This is a genomic window from Rhizobium mesoamericanum STM3625 (genome assembly GCF_000312665.1).
Taxonomy (GTDB): domain Bacteria; phylum Pseudomonadota; class Alphaproteobacteria; order Rhizobiales; family Rhizobiaceae; genus Rhizobium; species Rhizobium mesoamericanum.
The window spans coordinates 147,067-168,006 of record NZ_HF536773.1 but is presented as its reverse complement, the minus strand read 5'-3'; the positions used below and the strand labels follow the sequence as shown (position 1 = coordinate 168,006).

Here is a 20,940-nt window from a genome sequence, read left to right as displayed (position 1 = left end):
TATCGAGCATCTCGTCGACGCCCTGCATTCGCTCTGGTCACGCTGCGCGCTCGCCCGGCACGTGGCCTAACCATGGCAAGGTTCTTATCTCGGGCAGAACGAATGAGTTTTGATTAGTGCAAACTGGGTGCCGTCTACAATCAGCATGTCGGAGTCGGAGTAGGAATTGATCTGGCCGCCCACGGGAATGCTGAATTGAGCGCGGTGTTGACAAGCAGCCGGCCGCCGTTCGACACGTAGAGGCGGGTGCCGGGGGCGCTCTGACGCCCGGCAATGGCATCGAGCTCTGGTCGAGATACGCAACAAGACGATCTCGGATCCGGGAGTTTTTGCGCTTGCGGGCGAATATGTCACCAAGCAGGGCAGCAGGCTGTGATTGGCGGGGCCTATGCCTATACGCTGAACTACGGCAGGGTGTGTGGCGCCGACGGCAACTGGTATCTGCGGTCGGAGTTGGTGCCCACACCTCCCGGAACGAACCCCGTTCCACTCTTCCGGGCCGGCGACCCGATCTACGAGGTCTATCCGCAGGTGTTGCTTGACCTTGTTGGCCTACCGACCATGCAGCAGCGCGTCGGCAACCATTACTGGACCGAACCGGCCGCACGCAAGGAAGTGTTCTGCAAGGATTCGACGCAGAACTTCAGATGCAAGGTCACCGCAGAACAGCCAAGCTACTATGCCGACGGTCAACCCGCTATCGAGATCGACGGCGTCTGGACGCGAAGGTGACAGCATCGAGTGACGCATGTTGCTCGCGGGCGACCTTGGCCAAGTTGGTATAGCGGGTGGAGGAAGCTAGAAAGCGGATGCTGCGGAATAATCGATGGAGTGGCAGGCGGGGCAGACCTCAGACGTGATGAGATTGGTTCATGCCAAAGTTGTGCCGCTTGGTCCCGAGAAGCGTGGGGTCATTTGGAAAATCATACCTTTGTTCAACGGTTTTCTTGGACAAATATATAGCGCTGACGCAGCTATGGCTTGTTTTAAATCAGCTCTCAAACGAAAATGAAGCTATGGTTTGCTTTTTTTGGAATTCGCTGTGTTCTTCCTCGCAACGCCCGAAACACGCGGTCGGCTGACTTCCATAAAACCTGCCGGGTTCATCTGAGCGCTGCTGTTCGTTGGCAAGATTGCGGCAGCAATCGCCTCGTTGTGCGCGAACTGCACGTTGAACGCTTCCGGTCGCCGGGCGACAATAATCTTGTGAAAGATCTGCGACTAGGGCACAATTTATAAACGCATTTTTTGGATGCGGCGCTATCTTGAATTCGGCCGTTCTGTGTCGAAGGATAGTTCGCGTAGGAGGGCTGCGTCTATGGGCCAGGGGTTCTTCCTTCTATTTGCTGCGGGGGCTGTGGTCACGGCCCTAACGGTGGTCCTGGCGCGGAATCCAGTTCACAGCGCGTTGGCGCTGATGGCGTGTTTCCTGCAGATCTCGGCAATTTTCGTCCTGCTCGAGGCACCGCTGCTCGCGGTCGTCCAGATCTTCGTCTATGTTGGTGCGATCATGGTCCTTTTCCTGTTCGTGATCATGATGATCGACGTGCGGGAGGCGGTCTTGCAGCGCTTCCTGCCGGGCGGCAACTTACCGGCTCTGGTGCTGCTCGTCCTGCTTGCGGCGGAAATGCTTGTGCTGGTGCTCTGGAGTGACCTCCTTTCGGCGACCGTACCTATCGCCGCGCGCAGCGGCGATCAGATCCGGCAGCTCAGTACGACACTGTTCGCCGATTATCTCCTGCCGTTTGAAGCCGCCTCCGTCATCCTGCTGGCTGCCCTCGTCGGCGCCATCGTTCTGGCGCGGAAGGAGTGGTCGTAATGGTCCCACTCGGGTGGTACGTTTCGCTTTCCATTGTCCTGTTCGTAATCGGGGCCGCCGGCGTGCTGCTCCGGCGTAACATCCTGGTCGTTCTCATGTCGCTGGAGTTGCTGCTCAACTCGGTCAACATCAATTTCATAGCCTTCGGACATTACCACGCCGATTTTCGCGGGCAGATTTTCGCGATCTTCGTTATTGCCATTACCGCGGCGGAGGTCGCCGTGGCCCTCGGTATTTTGGTCGCCCTCGTGAGGAACCGTGCCACCCTCAAGATCGACGACGTGACCTTGATGAAAGGATAGCGGCTTGGATCCGGTGATCTCAATCCGGCCGCTACTTGCCATCGCTGTGGCCGCGCTGGCCGCATTTGCAGTTCTCCTTCTGAACAAGCACGAGAAACTCCGCGACGCCGTTTCGCCGTTAGCCGCAGTTGCCATGTTCGCGATCGTCGCATCGATGGCACCGACGGTGCTAGCTGGTCGCACGCTGGATTTGCGCCTATTCGAGATCCTGCCAGGAATCGACTTCGCCTTCCGGGTGGACCCACTTGGCATGGTGTTTGCCACCGTCTCGTCGCTGCTATGGATCGCGGCAGCGGTCTATTCGATTGGCTATATGCGGCACTTGAATGAGCACGCCCAGACGCGCTTCTTCGCCTGCTTCGCCGCCAGTCTCGCAGCCGCCGTCGGCGGTGCCTTCGCTGCCAACCTGTTCACGCTGGTGATCTTCTACGAGGTGCTTAGCCTGGTAACCTATCCGCTCGTCTATCATCATGAGGATGAGGAAGCCTGGGCAGGCAGCCGCAAGTACCTCGTCTATCTGATGGGCGCGTCGAAAAGCGTGCTTCTCGCCGCACTGGCGCTGACCTACCAACTCACAGGCTCGCTCGACTTTGTGGTGGGAGGACTATTTGCAAGGGCCGATGCCTCGGCTGCGCTGCTGACGGTCATCTACTTCTGCTACCTCTTTGGCTTCGCCAAGGCCGCAGTGATGCCAATGCATGCCTGGCTGCCCGCCGCGATGGTGGCGCCGACACCGGTTAGCGCGCTCTTGCATGCCGTGGCCGTGGTCAAGATGGGCGTGTTCTGCGTGCTGCGGCTGGTGTTCCATGTTTTCGGCACTGGGCTCATGAGCGAGCTCGGGCTTGGCGTTGCCACAGCCTACCTGGTCTCCTTCACGATCCTGATGGCGTCCGTCTACGCCCTGACGCGCGACGACTTGAAGGCGCGGCTCGCCTATTCTACGGTCAGTCAGCTCTCCTACATCGTGCTCGGCGCAGTTCTCCTGTCCCCGGTGGCCATGGTCGGCGGCATCATTCACATTGCGGCGCACGCCTTCTCCAAGATAACGCTTTTTTTCTGCGCCGGATCGATCTATTGCGCCTCCAGAAAACGAAACATCAGCGAAATGGCCGGCATTGGCCGCAGGCTGCCCTGGACGATGGGCGCATTCTTTGTCGCCTCCCTGAGCATGATCGGAGTGCCGCCGACCTCAGGCTTCGTCAGCAAGTGGTATCTGGCGGCCGGCTCGGTTGAAGCAGGTGAGATGGCCTTCCTGGCTGTTCTTTTGGCAAGCTCTGTGCTGAATGCGGCCTATTTCCTGCCGGTCAGCTATCTCGCCTTTTTCGGAACGGAGGCGCCAGGCGGGGCGGAGACCGTGCGCGAAATTCCGATGGTGGCCGTGCCGCTGGTCGCGACCGCCGCCCTGTCGGTGTTGATGGGCATCTTTCCAGGCTATTTCCTCGCCCTTGCTGAAGGAGTGGTCCGATGATCAAGCGTATCGTCGATTTCTTCGGTGACGGAAGATATCTGGCTGCGCGCCGCCGGCTGTTCTATCTGGTGCTTGTTCTGATCGTTGCCGCCGACTTCCTGGTTTCTCGCGACCACGCCGAATATCTATGGGACCGGCTGCCCGGCTGGTCCGCCGTTTACGGCTTCGGCTCCTGCGTGCTGCTGATCTTCGTGTCCAAGTTCCTCGGCCATCAGGGCGGGCTCATGCGGCGCGAGGACTATTATGACTGACTTCGTCCATCCCGCCGTCATATTTATTCTCGGCGCCTTGCCGATCCCCTTCCTGAACGGCAGGGTCCGCAAGGCGTATCTGCTGGTGATCCCTGCGCTCGCAATTCTTGCGGTGCTGACGATGCAACCGGGAAACTACGGCGCATTGCAGTTCATCGGGCAGGAAATCCTGATTGCGAAAGTTGACAAGCTGAGCGTCGTCTTTGCCACCGTCTTCACAATCATGGCGCTGATCGGCACCGTCTACGCGCTGCACCTGACGCATGCCGATCAGCATGTGGCGGCGTTCGTCTATGTCGGCGGCGCCCTCGGCGTGTTATTTGCCGGCGATTACCTCACCCTTTACATGTTCTGGGAGACGATGGCGCTTGCCTCTGCCTATCTGGTGTTCGCCCAGGGAGGCGGGCAGGCGATCGGCGCCGCCTTCCGCTACCTGATGGTGCACATCACCGGCGGCGTGGTCCTGCTTGGCGGTATCGTTCTCCATGGCCTTTCCACGGGCTCACTGCTCTTTGCCCCGATCGGGGCAGGGATGGAGGCTGGCGCCTATCTGATTTTGACAGGGTTCCTGCTCAACGCCGCCGTGCCCCCTCTTAACGCATGGCTGACCGACGCCTATCCAGAGGCGACCGTCACCGGGGCCGTGTTCATGAGCGCCTTCACAACCAAGACCGCAGTCTATGTGCTGGCGCGGGCCTTTCCGGGCACCGAGCTTCTGGTTTGGCTTGGGACTGTAATGGCGCTCTATGGCGTCGTCTATGCGGTGCTGGAGAACGATTGTCGGCGTCTGCTCGCCTATCACATCGTCAGCCAGGTGGGCTACATGGTCGCCGGTGTCGGCATCGGCACGGAGATGGCCTTGAACGGTGCCACCAGCCATGCCTTCGCCCATATCCTCTACAAAGGGCTACTGTTCATGGGAGCGGGCGCCGTGATCCACGCCACCGGGCGGCGCAAGCTTACCGAGCTCGGCGGGCTTTACAAAACCATGCCGCTCACCGTGGCGCTCTATATGGTCGGCGCCTTTGCGATCTCGGCATTTCCGTTCTTCTCCGGCTTCGTCACCAAGTCGATGGTGGTGGCAGCCGCCGGAGAGGATCACCGCGCGTGGGTGGTGCTGGCGCTCACGATGGCGTCGTCGGGAACGTTCCTGCATACCGGGCTCAAACTTCCGTACTTCATGTTCTTCGGCACCGACCGAGGGCTTCAGGCGCGAGAGCCGCCGCGCAACATGCTCGTTGCAATGGGTTTGGCAGCGGTGCTCTGCATTGCAATCGGGGTGTTTCCTCAGCCGCTCTACGCGCTACTGCCTTATCCGGTCGATTTCGAACCCTACACTGGCATGCATGTCACCGAGAGCCTCGGTGTGCTGATGTTCACCGCCTTGGGATTTTTCTTGTGCCTTAAAGCGCTCACCCCCGAAAACACGATCAGCATCGACACCGACTGGTTCTACCGCAAGGGCGCGAGATATTTCATGTGGTTCGCCGAAAAGCCGCTGGCGCGCTACGAGCAGGCGGTAAGCAACGTCTCGGAGACTGCGGCGCTACCCTTACTGCGTGGGGCGGCACGGGTGGGGTTCCGGATCGATCGCAGCGCCGTTGACGCTGTCGTCAACGGCGTTGCCCGCTCGATCCTGCGCGGCGGCGGGGCGTTGCGCAGGCTCCAGACCGGCATTGTGACCCATTCCGCGCTGGCAATGATTGCCGGTGTCATTGCGGCGACCGCCATATTCGTCGTCGCGTGGCAATAGGAGGCGCGATGACCTTCCCGCTGCTCAGCCTCATCGTCTTTGTACCCGCCGCGGGGGCAGTTGTGCTGACGCCTCTGCGCAAGGACGAGGTGGTGCGTTGGGTGGCGCTTGGTTTCACGCTGCTCGACGTTTTGCTCGCCGTCGCGGTGCTCGCGAGTTTCGACACTTCGAGCCATGATATGCAGTTCGTCGAGAGGCGCCCGTGGGTGCCCGCGCTCGGCATTAACTATGCGTTCGGCATCGACGGAATCAGTGCGCTCTTCGTGTTTCTCACCACCTTGTTGGGGTCGGTCTCCGTGCTCGCCTCGTGGGTTGCCATTGACCGCAAGGTGAAGGCGTTCATGATCAGTTTGCTTGCCATGCAGGCTTTGATGCTGGGCGTGTTTTTAGCGCTCGACCTGTTCCTGTTCTATGTCTTCTGGGAAGCCATGCTGATCCCGATGTATCTGATCATCGGTGTGTGGGGTGGAGAGGGCCGAGTCTATGCGGCGTTCAAGTTCTTCCTCTACACGCTGGCTGGCAGCGTCCTGTTCCTGGTCGGCGTGATCGTGCTCTATTTCAGCGGCGGCAAGACCTTCGACATACTCGTCCTGATGACGCAGCATCTGCCGTTCGCGACGCAGTCATGGCTGTTCTTTGCATTCCTCATCGCTTTCGCGGTCAAGGTGCCGATGGTCCCGCTCCATACGTGGTTGCCAGACGCCCATGTGCAGGCACCGACGGCGGGCAGCATCATTCTCGCCGGCGTGCTCCTGAAGATGGGCGCCTACGGGTTCCTGCGGTTCTCGCTGCCGATGCTGCCGGAAGCGTCCGTCTATTATTCGACGCTCATGATGGCGCTTTCAGCACTTGCTGTTGTCTATGGCGGCTTGCTTGCGTTAGCGCAGGACGATTTCAAAAAGCTGGTGGCCTATTCCAGCATCAGTCACATGGGCTTCGTGACGCTTGGGATTTTTGCTCTTAACTTGCGCGGGCTCGAAGGCAGCATCCTGCAAATGTTCAATCATGGCGTGACAACTGGCGCGCTGTTCCTCTTCGTCGGCCTGATCTACGAGCGGACCCATTCCCGCAGCATCGGCGATTATGGCGGTCTGATGAAGGTTGCGCCGATCTATACCGGTTTTCTTGCTCTGTTCGTGCTTTCGTCGATGGCGCTGCCCGGGACGAATTCGTTCGTGGGTGAACTGCTGGTTTTGTCGGGTGGCTTTGCGGCCAATCTCATCATCGGCGCGGCATCAATCCCAGGTGCTTTGCTGGGTGCGGCCTATCTGCTTGGGATGTACAGAAAGGTCGCGCTTGGTCCGGCGGACGTCGGCCACCGGTTCAAGGTCCGTGACGTCAACTCCCGCGAGATGGTTGCTATTCTGCCGCTCGCTGGCTTCGTCCTTTGGGTTGGATTCTATCCCAAGCCTTTTCTCTCGATCATCGACACCTCGGTGATGCACCTTTTGGAACAAGTGCACGGCAAGGGTGGCCCATGACCGGAGCGGCACTTTATCCGTCGATTCTCGCAAGCCTGCCTGAGATCACGGTAGTTGCGGGAGCCTGTTTCGTGCTGCTCCTCGGGCAGATCGTAGAAAAGCAACGGACCCATTTCCTTGTTTGGACCAGCGCCGCAATCGTCCTGCTCGCGGCCATCGAGACATTTGCACTTGCCGGCGAGGTAAGGGCAGCTTATGCGGGCATGTTCATCGCCGATCCCTTCGCGGCCTTTTTCAAGTTCGTATTCTACCTGGCGACCGTCCTGACTTTCCTGCTGTCGCGAAAGTATGCCGACATCGAGAGGATCGGGAGCAGCGAATATTATGTGCTCCTGCTCTTTGCGCTTTCCGGAATGATGATCATGGCCTCGGCGAGTGATCTCTTGTCGATCTATGTTGGCCTCGAACTGATGGTTCTCTCAACCTATGTGCTGACCGGTTTTCTGCGACGCGAGCAGCGGTCGAATGAAGCGGCACTGAAATACGTGATCCTTGGCGCCGTCTCGACAGCAATTTTTCTTTATGGTGTCTCGCTTGTCTATGGCCTCACCGGCACGACCCAACTGGACCGGATGGCGGCGTTGGTCACGGGCAATCCACTCGACCCTGCATTGTTGCTGGCGGTGGTCTTCATCGTTGCCGGGCTCGTCTTCAAGGTTGGAGCGGTCCCGTTCCATATGTGGGTGCCGGACGTTTACGAAGGCGCGCCGACGACCATTACCGCCTTTATGTCGGTTGGCCCGAAGGCGGCGGGCTTTGCGGTGATCCTGCGGGTATTCCTTAACCCGCTGGTCGCAGCTTCGAACGTTTGGATCATCGTCGCTGTCATTGCGGTGGCGACGATGGCGCTCGGCAGTTTCACAGCTCTGGTGCAGGACAATTTCAAGCGGCTGCTCGCCTATTCCAGCATCGCTCATGCCGGCTTCGCAATTTTTGGCGTTGTTGCCGGCGGTACGGATGGGATCGCAAGCGTGATGCTCTACGTGCTGATCTACGCCTTCATGAATCTCGGCATTTTCGCAGCCGTCATCATGATGCGGAACGGAGATTTCGCAGGTGAGGTTATTGACGACTATGCGGGTTTGGCCAAGTTGCATCCTGGGCTGGCGCTGTTGATGCTGCTCTATCTATTTTCGCTGGCAGGCATTCCACCGACGGCCGGCTTCTTCGCGAAGTTTTACGTGCTGGTCGCGCTCGTCGAACGTGGGTTTGTTACGCTGGCGGTGATTGCCGTGCTCCTGAGCACGGTCGCCGCCTATTTCTACATCCGCATCGTCATGATCATCTTCATGCGCGAACCTGAGCGGACGTTCGAACCGGCGCTGACACCGCTGGTCAGCGCCACGTTTGCCGTTACCGCCGCAGGCACGATTGGCATCGGCCTGTTTCCCGGGTGGTTTCTGAAGCTTGCTCAACAGTCCATTCTTGGCGGCTAGGCGCACTGTTGCGCTGTCCTGTTCGGTTCAAGGAAGCGTGATTTTACGTATCTAGCAACGGATAATGTTCAGGCGCAAAGCGTTCACGACGGCCTGCGTCCTTGTCGTACAGCCAAGTTTTTTTATTGCGCTGCTGATGTGGTTATTCACCACGTGTTCCGATACGCCAAGCGCATTAGCAATTTCATGACCCTTCTTGCCCGCTGCTGTCATTCTTAAACAGTCGAGTTCGTTCCGCGTGAATTCAACGGGCGGGTGCTGCTCTTTCAGGGTCAGTTGCGACAGACGATCATATATGAGCGTGGCGATAAACAGGAGCTTCGCCAATTCGATCATGCTGAAATTCCGTTCTCCCGAAATTGACATGGCACCGCGTCCGCCAGCCGCATCATGAACGGGAAAATACGCCCCCTTTTCCATACGATGTCGCTTGAAAAGCTCGACCACAGTGGCTTTCTTGCCTTCGCCGCGGGTGGCGTTGATGATGTCGACATCATAGTTGAACGGACTTGTCGATCTTAGCATCCGCCGAATAACGGGGCTGTCGATCAGCAAGTTGTGCCCATCATAGTAATCGACCATCTCCGCTGGCCAGTTGGTGATGATCTTCGTGGCTCCGATTTCGACGATGTCGACGGTGGGAAGCGTCATGATCAGGAACGCGTTCATTTCAAGCTCTTGAGTGAGAGCTTTCATGTATTTGAAGACGTCGTAGTGGGTCTTGAAGCCTCCAGCGATTTCCTCAATCCGATCGAACTCGGCCACCAGCTTCATTCCCGTCTCCGATCTAGCGACTATCCCTGCCGGATAAAGACCGGAGGGAAGGCGGTGAAGGCAAGCAGCCATCGCAGGGATTTCGTGCAGGTAGTAAAAACTTAACAAAAGGTAAATGAAATTTTCCGATTTCCGCTTCAAAATTGTGGAGAATACGCCGGCCGGAAGCTGCTTGATTTAAGGAACGCAAACACTCTCAGGTTGAGATTTGTTGCAAAGATCGTCCGGCAATGCATTGATATTGCAACCCAATGTTTATTGGGCCCGGCAGCAGCAGATGAGAGCAAGTCCGGGCCGATGCAGTTAATGGAAGCTTAATGAATTTTACGGATTCTTGTTTTCAAATTGCTCGTTCCACGCAAAGCGAGAAGGGCGATTCCAGTCACTCAATTGTCCTGAGCTCGGGGGAACAGCATGAAGGGAATAGCATTCGGCCTTGGCATCGACGCCAAAGCAATCCTGTCCGCGATGAGCAAATCGCAGGCCATCATTGAATTCGATTGCACGGGAAAGATCCTGAGGGCCAATGCCAATTTTTGCCGCGCCCTCGGCTATGACGCATCCGAGATTGTCGGCCAGCATCACCGCATGTTCGTCGATCCAGCCGAGGCGACCTCGCCGGAATATTACGAGTTTTGGGCCAAGCTTGGTCGAGGTGAGTTCGACCAGCGCCAGTACAAGCGCATAGGCAAGGGTGGCAAGGAGATCTGGATTGAAGCGTCCTACAATCCCGTTTTCAGCCGCGGCAAGCCCTACAAGGTCGTCAAGTTTGCAACCGACATTACCGAGCAAAAGCTGAAGAGCGCCGAGGACGCCGGAAAACTCGATGCACTTTCCCGTGCTCAGGCAATCATCGAGTTCACACCGAACGGCGAGATCTTGTCGGCAAACCAGAATTTCCTCTCGACACTTGGCTATCAACTCTCGGAAATCCAGGGGCGACACCATTCGATGTTTTGCGACAGTGCCTATACGAGCAGCGACGATTATCGGCGCTTCTGGCAGCGTCTGTCGGATGGTACCTTCGTGAGTGACGAATTCCTGCGCATCGGCAAGGGCGGGAGAAAGGTCTACATCCAGGCTTCCTACAATCCGATCTTCGACATGAACGGAAAGGTCTTCAAAGTCGTCAAATTCGCGACCGATGTCACTGCCCGGGTTAACAACGTCGATCGGCTGGCAGACGCCCTGAACAAACTTTCCGATGGCGACCTCACGCAGACACTGGACACCCCATTCATTCCCACGCTGGAAAAGCTTCGTACCGACTTCAATCGCGCAAGCGAGAAGCTGCGCGATGCGATGCAAGCGGTGGCTGAGAATGCCAGCGCGATTGCTGCCGGCTCGCAACAGATACGCTCGGCCTCGGACGACTTGTCGAAACGGACGGAGCAACAGGCCGCCTCGGTCGAAGAGACGGCCGCCGCGCTGGAAGAGATCACCACGACAGTGGCCGATTCCAGCCAGCGTGCGGAAGAAGCCGGTGAGCTTGTCCGCAAGACGCGCGGGAATGCCGAGCATTCCGGCGCAGTTGTACGCAGTGCCATCGCGGCGATGGGCAAGATCGAGAACTCGTCCTTGGAAATCTCCAACATCATCGGTGTCATTGACGAGATCGCCTTCCAGACCAATCTGCTGGCGCTCAACGCGGGCGTCGAAGCAGCACGCGCAGGCGATGCCGGAAAGGGTTTTGCCGTCGTCGCCCAGGAGGTGCGCGAACTTGCCCAGCGGTCTGCCAAGGCTGCGAAGGAGATCAAGGAACTGATCACGGATTCGAACACGCACGTTAAAAACGGCGTGGCTCTGGTTGGCGAGACGGGCAGTGTGCTCGAGACGATCGTGTCGCAGGTCCAGCAGGTCAACGCCAATGTCGAGGCGATTGTGGAGGCCGCCAGGGAGCAGGCGACCGGGATCAAGGAGATCAACCAGGCGGTCAACATGATGGATCAGGGTACGCAGCAGAATGCGGCCATGGTCGAAGAGTCGACTGCTGCTTGCCACAGCCTTGCGAAGGAGGCGGACGCGCTGTTCCAGTTGCTCGGGCAGTTCTCTATCGGAAATCGCGCGGCCTTGCGTCACTCAATGCCGACTGCCGCAACTGCAGCCTCTCGGCCGGTCGCATCCCCGGCGCGGACGATGGCAGCCAAAGTGAGCGCCGCCTTCCATGGCAACGCCGCGGTCGCCGGCACCGAATGGGAGAAATTCTGATCGACGGCAGGGCAGATGACATTGAGCAAGATTTGTCCTCGCCCTGCACCATATAACCCGCTAAGCCATCTATCGTGCATTGGGCAACCTGCGTTTCAGAAACCATGTGTGGAGCGAAAACGATCAACCCAGACCATCGGTACTTGACGGCAGCGCGCTCAGAAACGAGGTCGCAGTGAGGCTGTGCCAGCTTCTTGCAATTCCAGCTCCCCTGAATTAGATGTGGTTACGTAACCACAATTTCTGCGAACGTTGCCATGACCATCACCACGATTTCAGGTCGTGAACTCAACAACGATCTTGGCCGCGCAAAGCGCGCCGCCAAGGACGGCCCTGTTATCATTACTGACAGGGGGCGGCCCGCGCACGTCCTCCTATCGTTCGACGAATACAAGCGCCTTACCGGCAAAATGCGGACGCTCGGTGATATGCTGGCCGCACCCGGAGCGGAAGACGTTGACCTGGTGCTTCCGCAGCGCACTGAACTTGCCAAACCGGTCGACCTGTCCTGATGCTGCTGCTCGATACAAATGTCGTGTCAGAGTTGCGCAAGGTCGCAAGCGGCAAGGCAGATCCCAATGTTACGGTCTGGAACGAAACCATTGATCCGGCCGAAACCTTCATTTCGTCGGTAGTTCTGCACGAGCTGGAGATTGGCGTCCGCCTGGTCGAGCATAATCGGGCCGTCGCAGGAAAGGCCCTGCGCAACTGGTTGGAAAACGTCGTCCTCACGGCATTTTCCGGGCGTATTCTGCCGTTGGACGAGGCTGCAGCCGTTCAGGCGGCGAAATGGCATGTACTCAATCCCAAGCCGATCAACGACGCCTATATCGCGGCGGTAGCCTTCACCCGGCATATGACGCTGGTCACGCGAAACGTCGAAGATTTCGAGGCCTTGGGAGTGGCGCTGGTGAACCCGTGGGATATGCGGGCATAGCAGTATTTTTCCAGCTGAAACTTCGCCCTTAATTCTCACGGGACGATCTGAAACCACCCAGACTTTCCGATGTGATCGCTTGCGCCCGTGGGAAGCGTCGCTTGAACTGGAACATATATCTCGAAGATCCTCGCCCTTGCCGGTCCATTCGCTTGTTCAGTCGGGTTTGGGGCAATCGACTGAGAACCCATGCTCTGGGCGAGATCGTGCTCTGGCTGACTTTGTAGTCAGACTCCTAAGAGGCTAATTGATTGGATTTGCAATGATCCTTACAGCGGAATAGACTGGCAATTCAAGAAAGGATTGCCCAAGTCGCTTCCCGGGGCGACTGCACCAACGCTCCCGAAGCGCGACCTGAGCAAAGCCCAGGTGGATGGCCGTGGCCGCTATGGAATTCCTGCCGGTTCTTTTCATGATCGCCGGAATTGTTCTGGTGGTGGGGGCGACGCTTTTTGTCTCCTCGTTGCTGCGCCCATCAAATCCTTATCCAGCGAAGAACATGCCATATGAATGCGGCATGGACCCGGCGGGCGAAGCCGCCGGGGGGCGCTTCAAGGTGCCGTTCTTCGTCCTCGCGATCCTGCTCGTGGTCTTCGATGTCGAGACAATGTTCCTCTTTCCCTGGGCTGTCGTCCTTAAAGAGATCGGAATGGTCGGCTACGTCGAAATGTTCGTCTTCATCGTGCTGCTTCTCGTGGGCTTCGCCTACGCCTGGCTGAAAGGAGCCCTGGAATGGGAGGAGTAGGAAACGTCATCAGCGATAGCGTCCTGTTCACCACGGCCGACAGCATCATCAATTGGAGCCGAAGGTCGGCATTGTGGCCCGAGACCTTCGGCATTGCCTGCTGCGCCATCGAGATGATCTCGGCAGGTTGCGCTCGCTACGATCTCGATCGGTTTGGGGTCGTGTTCCGCCCTTCGCCGCGGCAGTCCGATGTGATGATCATCGCCGGTACTGTCACCCGGAAGTTCGCGCCCGTGGTACGCCGGCTTTATGACCAGATGCCGGAGCCGCGCTGGGTAATTGCGATGGGCACCTGCGCCATTTCGGGCGGGGTCTACAATACCTATGCCGTCGTGCAGGGGTCGGAGACCTTCGTGCCGGTCGACGTACACGTGCCAGGCTGTCCGCCGCGGCCCGAGGCGTTGATGCATGGCTTCCTCCTGCTTCAAGAAAAGATCAAGCGGTCCCGCGCACTGACCGGGACGACCGTGGATCGGGCTGCTGCGTCATGAGTGTCGTGCCACCCCTCAATCGCGCGCCGATCCTTGAACGCTTCGAAGAACAAATCGAGGATCTTGGCACCATGCACGGCATCGATGTCTTTGCCGTACAGCCAGGAATGATTGTTAAGTTTTGCCGGTTCCTGAAAGAACATCCGGCGCTGCAGTTCAATTTCCTTTCCGATATCTGCGGGGTTGATCACTATCCCGAAGTGCCGCGCTTCGAGACGGTCTACCACCTCTATTCGCTGGCCAACCGGTGGCGGGTTCGTATCAAGTGCTGGCTTGATGATCCGCCGGTCGTTCCTTCGGTCACAGGGGTCTGGCGCACCGCCAACTGGCACGAGCGCGAAGCCTGGGACATGTATGGTATTCGCTTCGACGGACATCCGGATTTGCGCCGAATCTACATGTGGGAAGGCTTCGAGGGATTTCCCCAACGAAAGGACTTCCCGCTCAGGGGCTACAAGGACAGCCTGAACCCATTTGGTGCCGAAGGTCCCCCGCCGACACAGCCTGACCTTGCCACCCGCCAAATTCCACAAGGAGGCCGCCGGACGCCGGAAAGTTGAGATGACCGAAGTCACCGAGCTCATGAGGCCGGAAGGTGAAGCACTCAACAGCAAGGAAGTGCTTCTCAACCTGGGGCCGCAGCACCCAAGCACTCATGGGGTTCTTCGACTCGTCCTCGAACTGGACGGCGAGTATGTTGAGCGGGTGGATCCCCATATTGGCTATCTGCACCGTGGCACTGAAAAACTGGCGGAAAGCTTCACCTACACCCAGATCTTCCCGCTGACCGACCGTCTCGACTATCTCTGTCCACCTTCGAACAATCTCGCCTTCGCCTTGGCAGTGGAAAAGCTGCTTGGCATAGAGGCCCCGATCCGGGCCCAATACATCCGGGTGATGATGGCGGAGCTTGCACGCATCTCCGGTCATCTCTTGATCACCGGCGCGCTGCCGATGGATCTCGGTGCCATGACCGCATTGCTCTACGCCATGCGCGAACGGGAAATGATCATGGATCTCCTGGAAATGATCAGCGGTGCGCGGATGCACACTTCCTTCTGCCGGGTCGGCGGGGTGCGCGAAGACCTGCCTGACGGCTTCTTTCCCAAGATCCGTGAGTTCATCGACATCTTCCCGAACCGGATTCGCGACTATGAACGGTTGCTCGAGTACAACCGGGTGTTCCTGAAGCGCACGCACGGGATCGGGGTGATCAGCGCTGAGGACGCCATAGATCTCGGCCTGAGTGGCCCGAACTTGCGTGCTTCGGGCGTTGATTGGGACATCCGGCGCGATGAGCCTTACGAGATTTACGACCGGCTTGATTTCAAGGTCGTCACCCGCAAAGAGGGCGATTGTTATGCGCGCTGGCGGTGCAGGCTCGACGAGATGCTCGAGAGCATCGAAATCATTAAGCAATGCATCGACCAGATGCCCGAGGGACCGTTCCAGATCGACATGCCGACGATCGCGTTCCCGGTAGACAAGGAGCGAGTGCATTGCTCGATGGAGGCGTTGATCCAGCATTTCGACCTGTCGGCCTATGGCTTCAAGGTGCCGAAGGGCGAGGTCTATTCGGCAATCGAGGCGCCGAAGGGCGAGCTTGGCTTCTACATCATCAGCGACGGTTCGCCAAAACCATTCCGCATGAAGGTGCGGGCACCTTCGTTCGTCAACCTTCAAGCGCTGTTCGGGGTGACGAATGCCAACTATCTGGCTGATATGATTGCCGTGCTCGGCAGTCTCGATCCGGTGATGGCGGAGGTGGACAAGTAGCAGGGATCTGGATGTGATGACGATGCGCGAAAAGATCGAAGAAGCGGCTGCGCGGTATCCCGACCAGCGCTCGGCGATCATGCCCGCGCTGCTGATCGCACAGAGCGAACACGGCCATCTTCCCGGTCCGGTGCTGGAAGAGGTCGCCGACATCCTCGGCGTCGAGCGAATATGGGTCTACGAACTGGCGACCTTCTATACCCTCTTCCATACCGCGCCTGTCGGGAAGTTCCACCTGCAGCTTTGCGACAACGTCTCCTGCATGCTGCGCCGATCAGAGGACCTGCTGACGCATCTGGAGGAGACGCTCGGGATCAAAAAGGGCGAAACAACCTCGGACCGGCTGTTCACACTTTCGACCGTCGAATGCCTTGGCGCCTGCGAAATGGCTCCGGTGATGCAGGTTGGCGACAATTATCACGGCCATCTCGACAGCGCACGGATCGACCTGCTTCTCGAAAAATTGCGAACGCAGGCGACCACTGCTGCCGATCTCGCCGCCGCATCATCGTTCGGGGAGTAGCCAATGTTCGAGCCGGTCCTCCTCAAGAGTGTCGATATCCGGTCTGGTCATCTGCTGTCCACCTACGAAGCTGGCGGTGGCTACCAGGCTCTGGCCAAGGCGCTGCGCGACTACACGCCTGACGAGGTCATCGAACTCGTCAAACAGTCAAACCTGCGCGGTCGCGGCGGTGCCGGGTTCCCGACGGGAATGAAATGGAGTTTCGTGCCGAAGCAAAGCGGCAAGCCGACATATCTTTGCTGCAACGCCGATGAGGGCGAGCCGGGGACCTTCAAGGACCGGATCATCATGGAGCGCGATCCGCACCAGCTCATCGAGGGACTGGCAATCAGCGCTTACGCGATCGGGGCCGAAACCGCCTATGTCTACATCCGCGGGGAGTATGTGACGGCCATTCGCCGCCTCGAGCAGGCGATCGCAGAGGCTAGTGCTGCGGGTTATCTGGGAGCGCGCATACTCGGCTCGGCTTTCAATTTCACCATACATATTCACTGCGGCGCCGGCGCCTACATCTGCGGCGAGGAGACCGCCATGCTGGAGTCGCTTGAGGGAAAGCGGGCCCAGCCGCGGTTGAAACCGCCGTTTCCGGCCGTGGCCGGGCTCTACGCGAGCCCCACGGTCATCAACAATGTCGAGACGCTGATCTGCGTACCGCATATCGTTGTGCGGGGCGCCGAATGGTTCCGCGGCATCGGCCCGGACAAGAGCCCTGGTCCGAAGCTCTATTGCCTCAGCGGCCAGGTGCGCAAACCCGGCCTCTACGAGCTGCCAATGGGCATACAGTTGCGCGAGCTCGTCGAGGAGCATGCCGGCGGACCGCTGCCGGGACGCAAGGTCAAGGCCGTGATACCCGGAGGCGTATCGGCGCCGGTCATACCGGAGCGCGGTCTGGACGTGGGGATGGATTTCGATTCGCTGGCCGCCGCCGGAACGATGCTCGGCTCGGCAGGCGTCATCGTGATCGACGACACGACCTGCATGGTCAAGGTGGCCACTCGTATCGTCGAGTTCTTCCATCATGAGTCGTGCGGCAAATGCACGCCATGCCGGGAAGGATTGAACTGGGCCGTAAAGGTCCTGCGCCGGATCGAAGCCGGGGAAGGTACCCCAGGCGACCTGGAGCAGCTGGAGAAGCTCTGCAAGGGCATATTCGGCAACACGTTTTGCGCCCTCGGGGACGGGGCGGCGATGGGATTGCGGGCGGCTCTGGCGCATTTCCGCGATGAATTTGTTGCCCATATCGAGGAGCGAAAGTGCCCGTATCACTGAAGGAGCACGCTGAAGCAGGGCCGTGAGGAAACCATGCCTAAAGTCACGATCAACGAACAGGTGCTGGAAGTCGAGGCTGGATCGACCGTGCTGCAGGCTGCCCGGCGTCTCGGCATCGAAATCCCGACGTTCTGTTATCTGAAGAGGCTGCCGCCGCTGGCGTCGTGCCGCATGTGCCTGGTGGAGATCGAAGGCCTGCGGCGCCTGCAGCCTGCCTGCGCCACCGCGGTCACCGATGGCATGGTCGTGCGGACGAACACCCCGCTGATCGACGAAACGCGTTCTTCCATGCTCGACATGCTGCTTGCCAATCATCCGCTCGACTGCCCGATCTGCGACAAGGGGGGCGAATGCGAGCTTCAGGACATGGTCATGGCCTACGGCCCCAGCCGCAGCGAGTTCCGCGATCCCAAACGTGTATTCCACTCCAGGGACATTCGTCTCAGTCCGGTCATCATCATGAACGTAAACCGCTGCATCCAATGCCAGCGATGCGTGCGAATGTGCGAGGAGGTCGTCGGAGCTGTCGCCCTCGGCACGATCGAGAAAGGGATGGATACTGCCGTCACCGGCTTTGAAGGCAGCCTTGCGAGTTGCGATCAGTGCGGAAACTGCGTCGAAGTCTGCCCGGTTGGCGCGCTGATGAGCTTTCCCTACCGCTATAAGGCGCGCCCCTGGGATCTGGCCGAGACGGACACGATTTGCCCGCACTGCGGCACCGGCTGCCAGCTTACCGTTGGCACACGCAAAGGGGAGTTCATGCGGGTCCACTCCAAACAGGAACACGGTGTCAATCGCGAAACGCTCTGCGTACGCGGACGCTTCGGGCTCGACTTTATCGAGGGTGGGGATCGGATCAAACGGCCGATGATCCGTCGCGACGGTGCGCTGGTTCCAGTGTCCTGGGGTGAAGCCGGGGACTTTTTGCGCCAGCGCCTTGCGGCCGCCGCGCACAAGCCAGCTGGCGGGCTCGCGTCAGCCCGGTTGCCCAACGAGGCGCTCTACCAGTTCCAGAAGCTGATGCGTAGCGTATTCCGGACCAACAACATCGATTGCTCGTCGCGCTGGTGCGCGCCCTTTGACGTGCTCGGCCCGATGATTACAGGCTTCTACAGCCGTGCGCCGCTGGACGAGGTGATTGGCAATGACTGTGTGCTCGTCGTCGGCGGCAACGTCACCGAAGAAAACCCGGTCACCGAATATCTGCTGCGTGATAGCGTCCGGCGGCGGCAAACGAGATTGCTGATACTCTCGGCGCGGCCTTGCCGCCTGGACGCTGATGCCCGGGCGGTTGTTCGCGCCCGGCCGGGCGAAGAAGCGGCGAGCATTGCGGCTGTGGTCGCTGGGCTCAGGGCAGCGGCTCGTCATACCTTGCCGGGCGAAGCTTTTGCTGTCACCGAAGCCGCTGTCGGCAGCCAAGCGATAGACTCAAACAGTGACGGGCAGGGTCCTCTGGCAACAGCACTCCTTGAAGGCCGCAGCGTCACGTTGCTGGTCAGCGTCGACCTCCTCAGATCACCCAAGGCGCGCGCGACCTTGCGGCAGCTGAACAATCTGCTGCAGCTTCTGCGCCTGCTCGGCAAGGCTCCGGCGATGCAGTTCCTGTTTGATCGCGCCAACCAGATGGGAGCATGGGACATGGGGGTCCTGCCGGCGACCCTGCCAGGGGGGCAGGCCGTCGCCGATGATGCCGCCCGTGATGCTCTCGCACGAAACTGGGGGAGTGATATCCCATCTGAACCCGGCGCAGATCTTCACGCGATGCTGGAACTCTGCATCGAAGGGCGGATGGGTGCGCTTTACATTGCCGGAACCGATCCCCTGATAGCCTATCCCGACCGGGACTTCGTGACGCGAGCGCTGGGCGGGGCCGATCTGGTGATTGTGCAGGATGCCTTCCTCACGGATACTGCTGGCCTTGCAAACGTCATTCTGCCTGCTGCGGGTTATGGCGAAGAATCCGGTACATTCACCAACAACGAGGGCCGAATCCAAAAGGTTCGAAAATTCCGCGAGCCCGCCTTCGAGGCGCGAGACAATCTGGCGATCTTCGACTTTGTCGCAGCGCTCAGGGGCCAACGTTTGGAGCCATCGACACCAGAGGACATTTTCAGCGAGATTGCCCGGCTGGTGCCAGCCTATCAGGAAGTGACGCTGGGCGGGCTTCATGCTGACGGCATATTCACCAGAACAGTGCCGACATCACAGACCGGAGAGTTCTTCGCGCCGCCGCCTGCGCCCAAGCCAGTCGACGGGCTCATGCTGGTCACGGGCAATTGCCTGTTTCATAACGGCTATCTTTCCGAACGCTCGGAAATCCTGAATACGGTAGCAAGCGACCCCTATGTCGCGATCAGCGAGGAGGATGCCGCCGAGCTTTGCCTTTCGGATGGCGATCAGGTAGTTGTGCGTTCGGCGAGGGGTGAGCTGGAGGCGAAACTCAAGATCGACAAAGCGTTCCCGAAAGGTCTCGTCTTCGTGCCGGAAAACTACAGATCCCTGCAGCTCAACAAACTGATGCGGAAGGGCGAGTATCCGTGCCCGGTCGAGGTGCAAGAGGCCACGACTGCCGCCCATCAAACCGACGCAGCATCAAGTCCTCAGGACCACAACCAGGGCATGGGTGGTGGGCTGCCTTGACCGGTGTCAGTGATACCTGTTCCCGCAGATATAGTCTTGGAGGTCCTGCTCCGTACGCTGCGCTTCATCGAGCCTGTGTTTGACCACGTCACCGACGCTGACCACGCCGATGACGTCGCCGTCATCCATGACCAACACGTGACGTGTGCGCCGCTCGGTCATGATCGCCATCGCGACGGGCAACACATCGCGAGTCGAGCAGGTTGCCATATCGCGGTTCATGATATCACCGACCCGCATCGTCGGCGCATCTGTTCCGTATTCGGCCACCGCATTGCAGCAGTCCCGTTCTGACAGCGAACCCAGATATTCGCTGTTGGAGCGGCTGACGACGACGAAACCGATATTATTGGCTCGAAACAGTCTCAGGACTTCCACCATCGTCTGGTCGGGACTGACCGCGATGACACCGAAACCCTTGTTCTTCATGATATCGCCGACAAACATCTGAGCCTCCTTTGCGAGCGCCTCGGGTTTTTGAGCTGGCAGCGTTCACGTTCTGCGGATATTTCGCCACCAGTTATAGCCCTGCGTCTCTTTCGTCTCGACGAGCACATCCTTCTTCGTATTCAGGCGGGCAGCGACCACTCCGCCGCCGGTGACCGCCTTGTGCGGCTTGGTGAGCAGATCATCGCGCCCAATCACGAGATCGCCCGAGGAAAAACTCGAGAATTCGTACTGTTGGCCAAGTGCGATCGCATCCGCCGGGCAGGCGTCCTCACACAGGCCGCAGAACAGGCACCGGGCCGTGTCGATCTCGAATTTTATTGGGTGTCTTTTGCCGTTTTCGTCCTCGTACGGCACGACCTCGATGCAATCGCAGGGACAAATCTTGGCGCAGAGTTCGCAGGCGACGCATTTGATCTCGCCAGTTTCGTCGCGGTTCAGATAATGGTGTCCGCGGTAGCGCGGGTACGGCAACCATTTTTCCTGATCCGGATACTGCATGGTGACGGGTCTGGAGAACATGTAACCAAAGGTCAGCGCCAAGGCGCTCGCCAGATCCGCGAAGAAGCCCCAGCCGATCCATGTTCCAAGTCTATGCTGTGCGTGCGACATTGCCGCCC

At 59.0% G+C, this 20,940-nt stretch carries 21 protein-coding genes; 18 read left to right on the top strand and 3 right to left on the bottom strand.

Features of this window, described 5'->3' with window-relative positions; all coding sequences use genetic code 11:
* Positions 1 to 273 precede the first annotated feature (273 nt).
* The 8 genes from BN77_RS35570 (at position 274) to BN77_RS21040 (ending at position 8,510) form a co-directional block, all read left to right on the top strand.
* Positions 274 to 732, top strand: a complete 459-nt coding sequence (locus BN77_RS35570; protein WP_157224493.1) for an autotransporter outer membrane beta-barrel domain-containing protein — start codon at positions 274 to 276, stop codon at positions 730 to 732.
* A 586-nt stretch (positions 733 to 1,318) separates the two neighbouring features.
* A complete protein-coding gene (locus BN77_RS21070) occupies positions 1,319 to 1,819 on the top strand; it encodes an NADH-quinone oxidoreductase subunit J (protein WP_007535803.1) in 501 nt (166 codons plus the stop codon).
* Positions 1,819 to 2,121: an NADH-quinone oxidoreductase subunit NuoK gene (gene nuoK, locus BN77_RS21065; RefSeq protein WP_007535802.1), complete on the top strand. Its 303-nt coding sequence runs from the start codon at positions 1,819 to 1,821 to the stop codon at positions 2,119 to 2,121. Before BN77_RS21070 ends, nuoK begins: the two co-directional genes overlap by 1 nt.
* Positions 2,122 to 2,125: 4 nt before the next feature.
* Positions 2,126 to 3,589, top strand: a complete 1,464-nt coding sequence (locus tag BN77_RS21060) for a monovalent cation/H+ antiporter subunit D family protein (protein WP_007535801.1) — start codon at positions 2,126 to 2,128, stop codon at positions 3,587 to 3,589.
* Positions 3,586 to 3,840, top strand: coding sequence for a hypothetical protein (locus BN77_RS21055; RefSeq protein WP_007535799.1), 255 nt, complete (start codon positions 3,586 to 3,588; stop codon positions 3,838 to 3,840). Before BN77_RS21060 ends, BN77_RS21055 begins: the two co-directional genes overlap by 4 nt.
* A complete protein-coding gene (locus BN77_RS21050) occupies positions 3,833 to 5,593 on the top strand; it encodes a Na(+)/H(+) antiporter subunit D (RefSeq protein ID WP_007535797.1) in 1,761 nt (586 codons plus the stop codon). Before BN77_RS21055 ends, BN77_RS21050 begins: the two co-directional genes overlap by 8 nt.
* Positions 5,594 to 5,601: 8 nt before the next feature.
* Entirely contained in the window at positions 5,602 to 7,074 is a 1,473-nt protein-coding gene (locus BN77_RS21045) for a complex I subunit 4 family protein (protein ID WP_007535795.1), read from the top strand.
* Positions 7,071 to 8,510 carry an NADH-quinone oxidoreductase subunit N gene (locus BN77_RS21040; protein WP_007535793.1) on the top strand — a complete coding sequence of 480 codons (1,440 nt, stop codon included), beginning with the start codon at positions 7,071 to 7,073 and terminating at the stop codon, positions 8,508 to 8,510. Before BN77_RS21045 ends, BN77_RS21040 begins: the two co-directional genes overlap by 4 nt.
* A 51-nt stretch (positions 8,511 to 8,561) precedes the next feature.
* On the opposite strand, the gene BN77_RS21035 is transcribed toward BN77_RS21040, so the two are convergent.
* The gene (locus BN77_RS21035) at positions 8,562 to 9,284 is read right to left on the bottom strand and encodes a LuxR family transcriptional regulator (RefSeq protein ID WP_007535791.1); all 723 of its coding nucleotides are present in this window, start codon (positions 9,282 to 9,284) and stop codon (positions 8,562 to 8,564) included.
* Positions 9,285 to 9,698: 414 nt separating this feature from the next.
* On the opposite strand from BN77_RS21035, the gene BN77_RS21030 reads away from it, so the two are divergent.
* The 10 genes from BN77_RS21030 to nuoG all read left to right on the top strand — a co-directional run bounded on the left by BN77_RS21030 (position 9,699) and on the right by nuoG (position 19,873).
* Positions 9,699 to 11,492 (top strand): methyl-accepting chemotaxis protein, encoded by a 1,794-nt coding sequence (locus tag BN77_RS21030; RefSeq protein WP_007535789.1) that lies wholly within the window; start codon positions 9,699 to 9,701, stop codon positions 11,490 to 11,492.
* Positions 11,493 to 11,749: 257 nt separating this feature from the next.
* Positions 11,750 to 12,004 (top strand): type II toxin-antitoxin system Phd/YefM family antitoxin, encoded by a 255-nt coding sequence (locus BN77_RS21025; RefSeq protein WP_007535787.1) that lies wholly within the window; start codon positions 11,750 to 11,752, stop codon positions 12,002 to 12,004.
* Complete coding sequence (locus BN77_RS21020) at positions 12,004 to 12,429, top strand: type II toxin-antitoxin system VapC family toxin (protein ID WP_007535780.1); 426 nt, start codon at positions 12,004 to 12,006, stop codon at positions 12,427 to 12,429. Before BN77_RS21025 ends, BN77_RS21020 begins: the two co-directional genes overlap by 1 nt.
* A gap of 379 nt (positions 12,430 to 12,808) precedes the next feature.
* Positions 12,809 to 13,174 (top strand): NADH-quinone oxidoreductase subunit A, encoded by a 366-nt coding sequence (locus BN77_RS21015; RefSeq protein ID WP_028747944.1) that lies wholly within the window; start codon positions 12,809 to 12,811, stop codon positions 13,172 to 13,174.
* Positions 13,162 to 13,665, top strand: coding sequence for a NuoB/complex I 20 kDa subunit family protein (locus BN77_RS21010; protein WP_007535778.1), 504 nt, complete (start codon positions 13,162 to 13,164; stop codon positions 13,663 to 13,665). Before BN77_RS21015 ends, BN77_RS21010 begins: the two co-directional genes overlap by 13 nt.
* Complete coding sequence (locus BN77_RS21005; protein ID WP_007535777.1) at positions 13,662 to 14,225, top strand: NADH-quinone oxidoreductase subunit C; 564 nt, start codon at positions 13,662 to 13,664, stop codon at positions 14,223 to 14,225. Before BN77_RS21010 ends, BN77_RS21005 begins: the two co-directional genes overlap by 4 nt.
* A gap of 1 nt (position 14,226) precedes the next feature.
* Positions 14,227 to 15,441, top strand: coding sequence for an NADH dehydrogenase (quinone) subunit D (gene nuoD, locus BN77_RS21000; protein WP_040678241.1), 1,215 nt, complete (start codon positions 14,227 to 14,229; stop codon positions 15,439 to 15,441).
* Between the two features lie 16 nt (positions 15,442 to 15,457).
* Entirely contained in the window at positions 15,458 to 15,964 is a 507-nt protein-coding gene (nuoE, locus tag BN77_RS20995; RefSeq protein WP_007535767.1) for an NADH-quinone oxidoreductase subunit NuoE, read from the top strand.
* Between the two features lie 3 nt (positions 15,965 to 15,967).
* Entirely contained in the window at positions 15,968 to 17,233 is a 1,266-nt protein-coding gene (gene nuoF / locus BN77_RS20990; protein ID WP_007535766.1) for an NADH-quinone oxidoreductase subunit NuoF, read from the top strand.
* Positions 17,234 to 17,266: 33 nt separating this feature from the next.
* On the top strand, positions 17,267 to 19,873 hold the full coding sequence (gene nuoG / locus BN77_RS20985; RefSeq protein ID WP_007535765.1) for an NADH-quinone oxidoreductase subunit NuoG: 2,607 nt from the start codon (positions 17,267 to 17,269) through the stop codon (positions 19,871 to 19,873).
* Between the two features lie 6 nt (positions 19,874 to 19,879).
* Here the strand turns inward: nuoG and BN77_RS20980 are convergent, their stop codons facing one another.
* Both BN77_RS20980 and BN77_RS20975 read right to left on the bottom strand, forming a co-directional pair.
* On the bottom strand, positions 19,880 to 20,320 hold the full coding sequence (locus BN77_RS20980) for a CBS domain-containing protein (RefSeq protein WP_007535764.1): 441 nt from the start codon (positions 20,318 to 20,320) through the stop codon (positions 19,880 to 19,882).
* Positions 20,321 to 20,365: 45 nt separating this feature from the next.
* Entirely contained in the window at positions 20,366 to 20,932 is a 567-nt protein-coding gene (locus BN77_RS20975; RefSeq protein WP_007535763.1) for an NADH-quinone oxidoreductase subunit I, read from the bottom strand.
* Between the last annotated feature and the right edge of the window lie 8 nt (positions 20,933 to 20,940).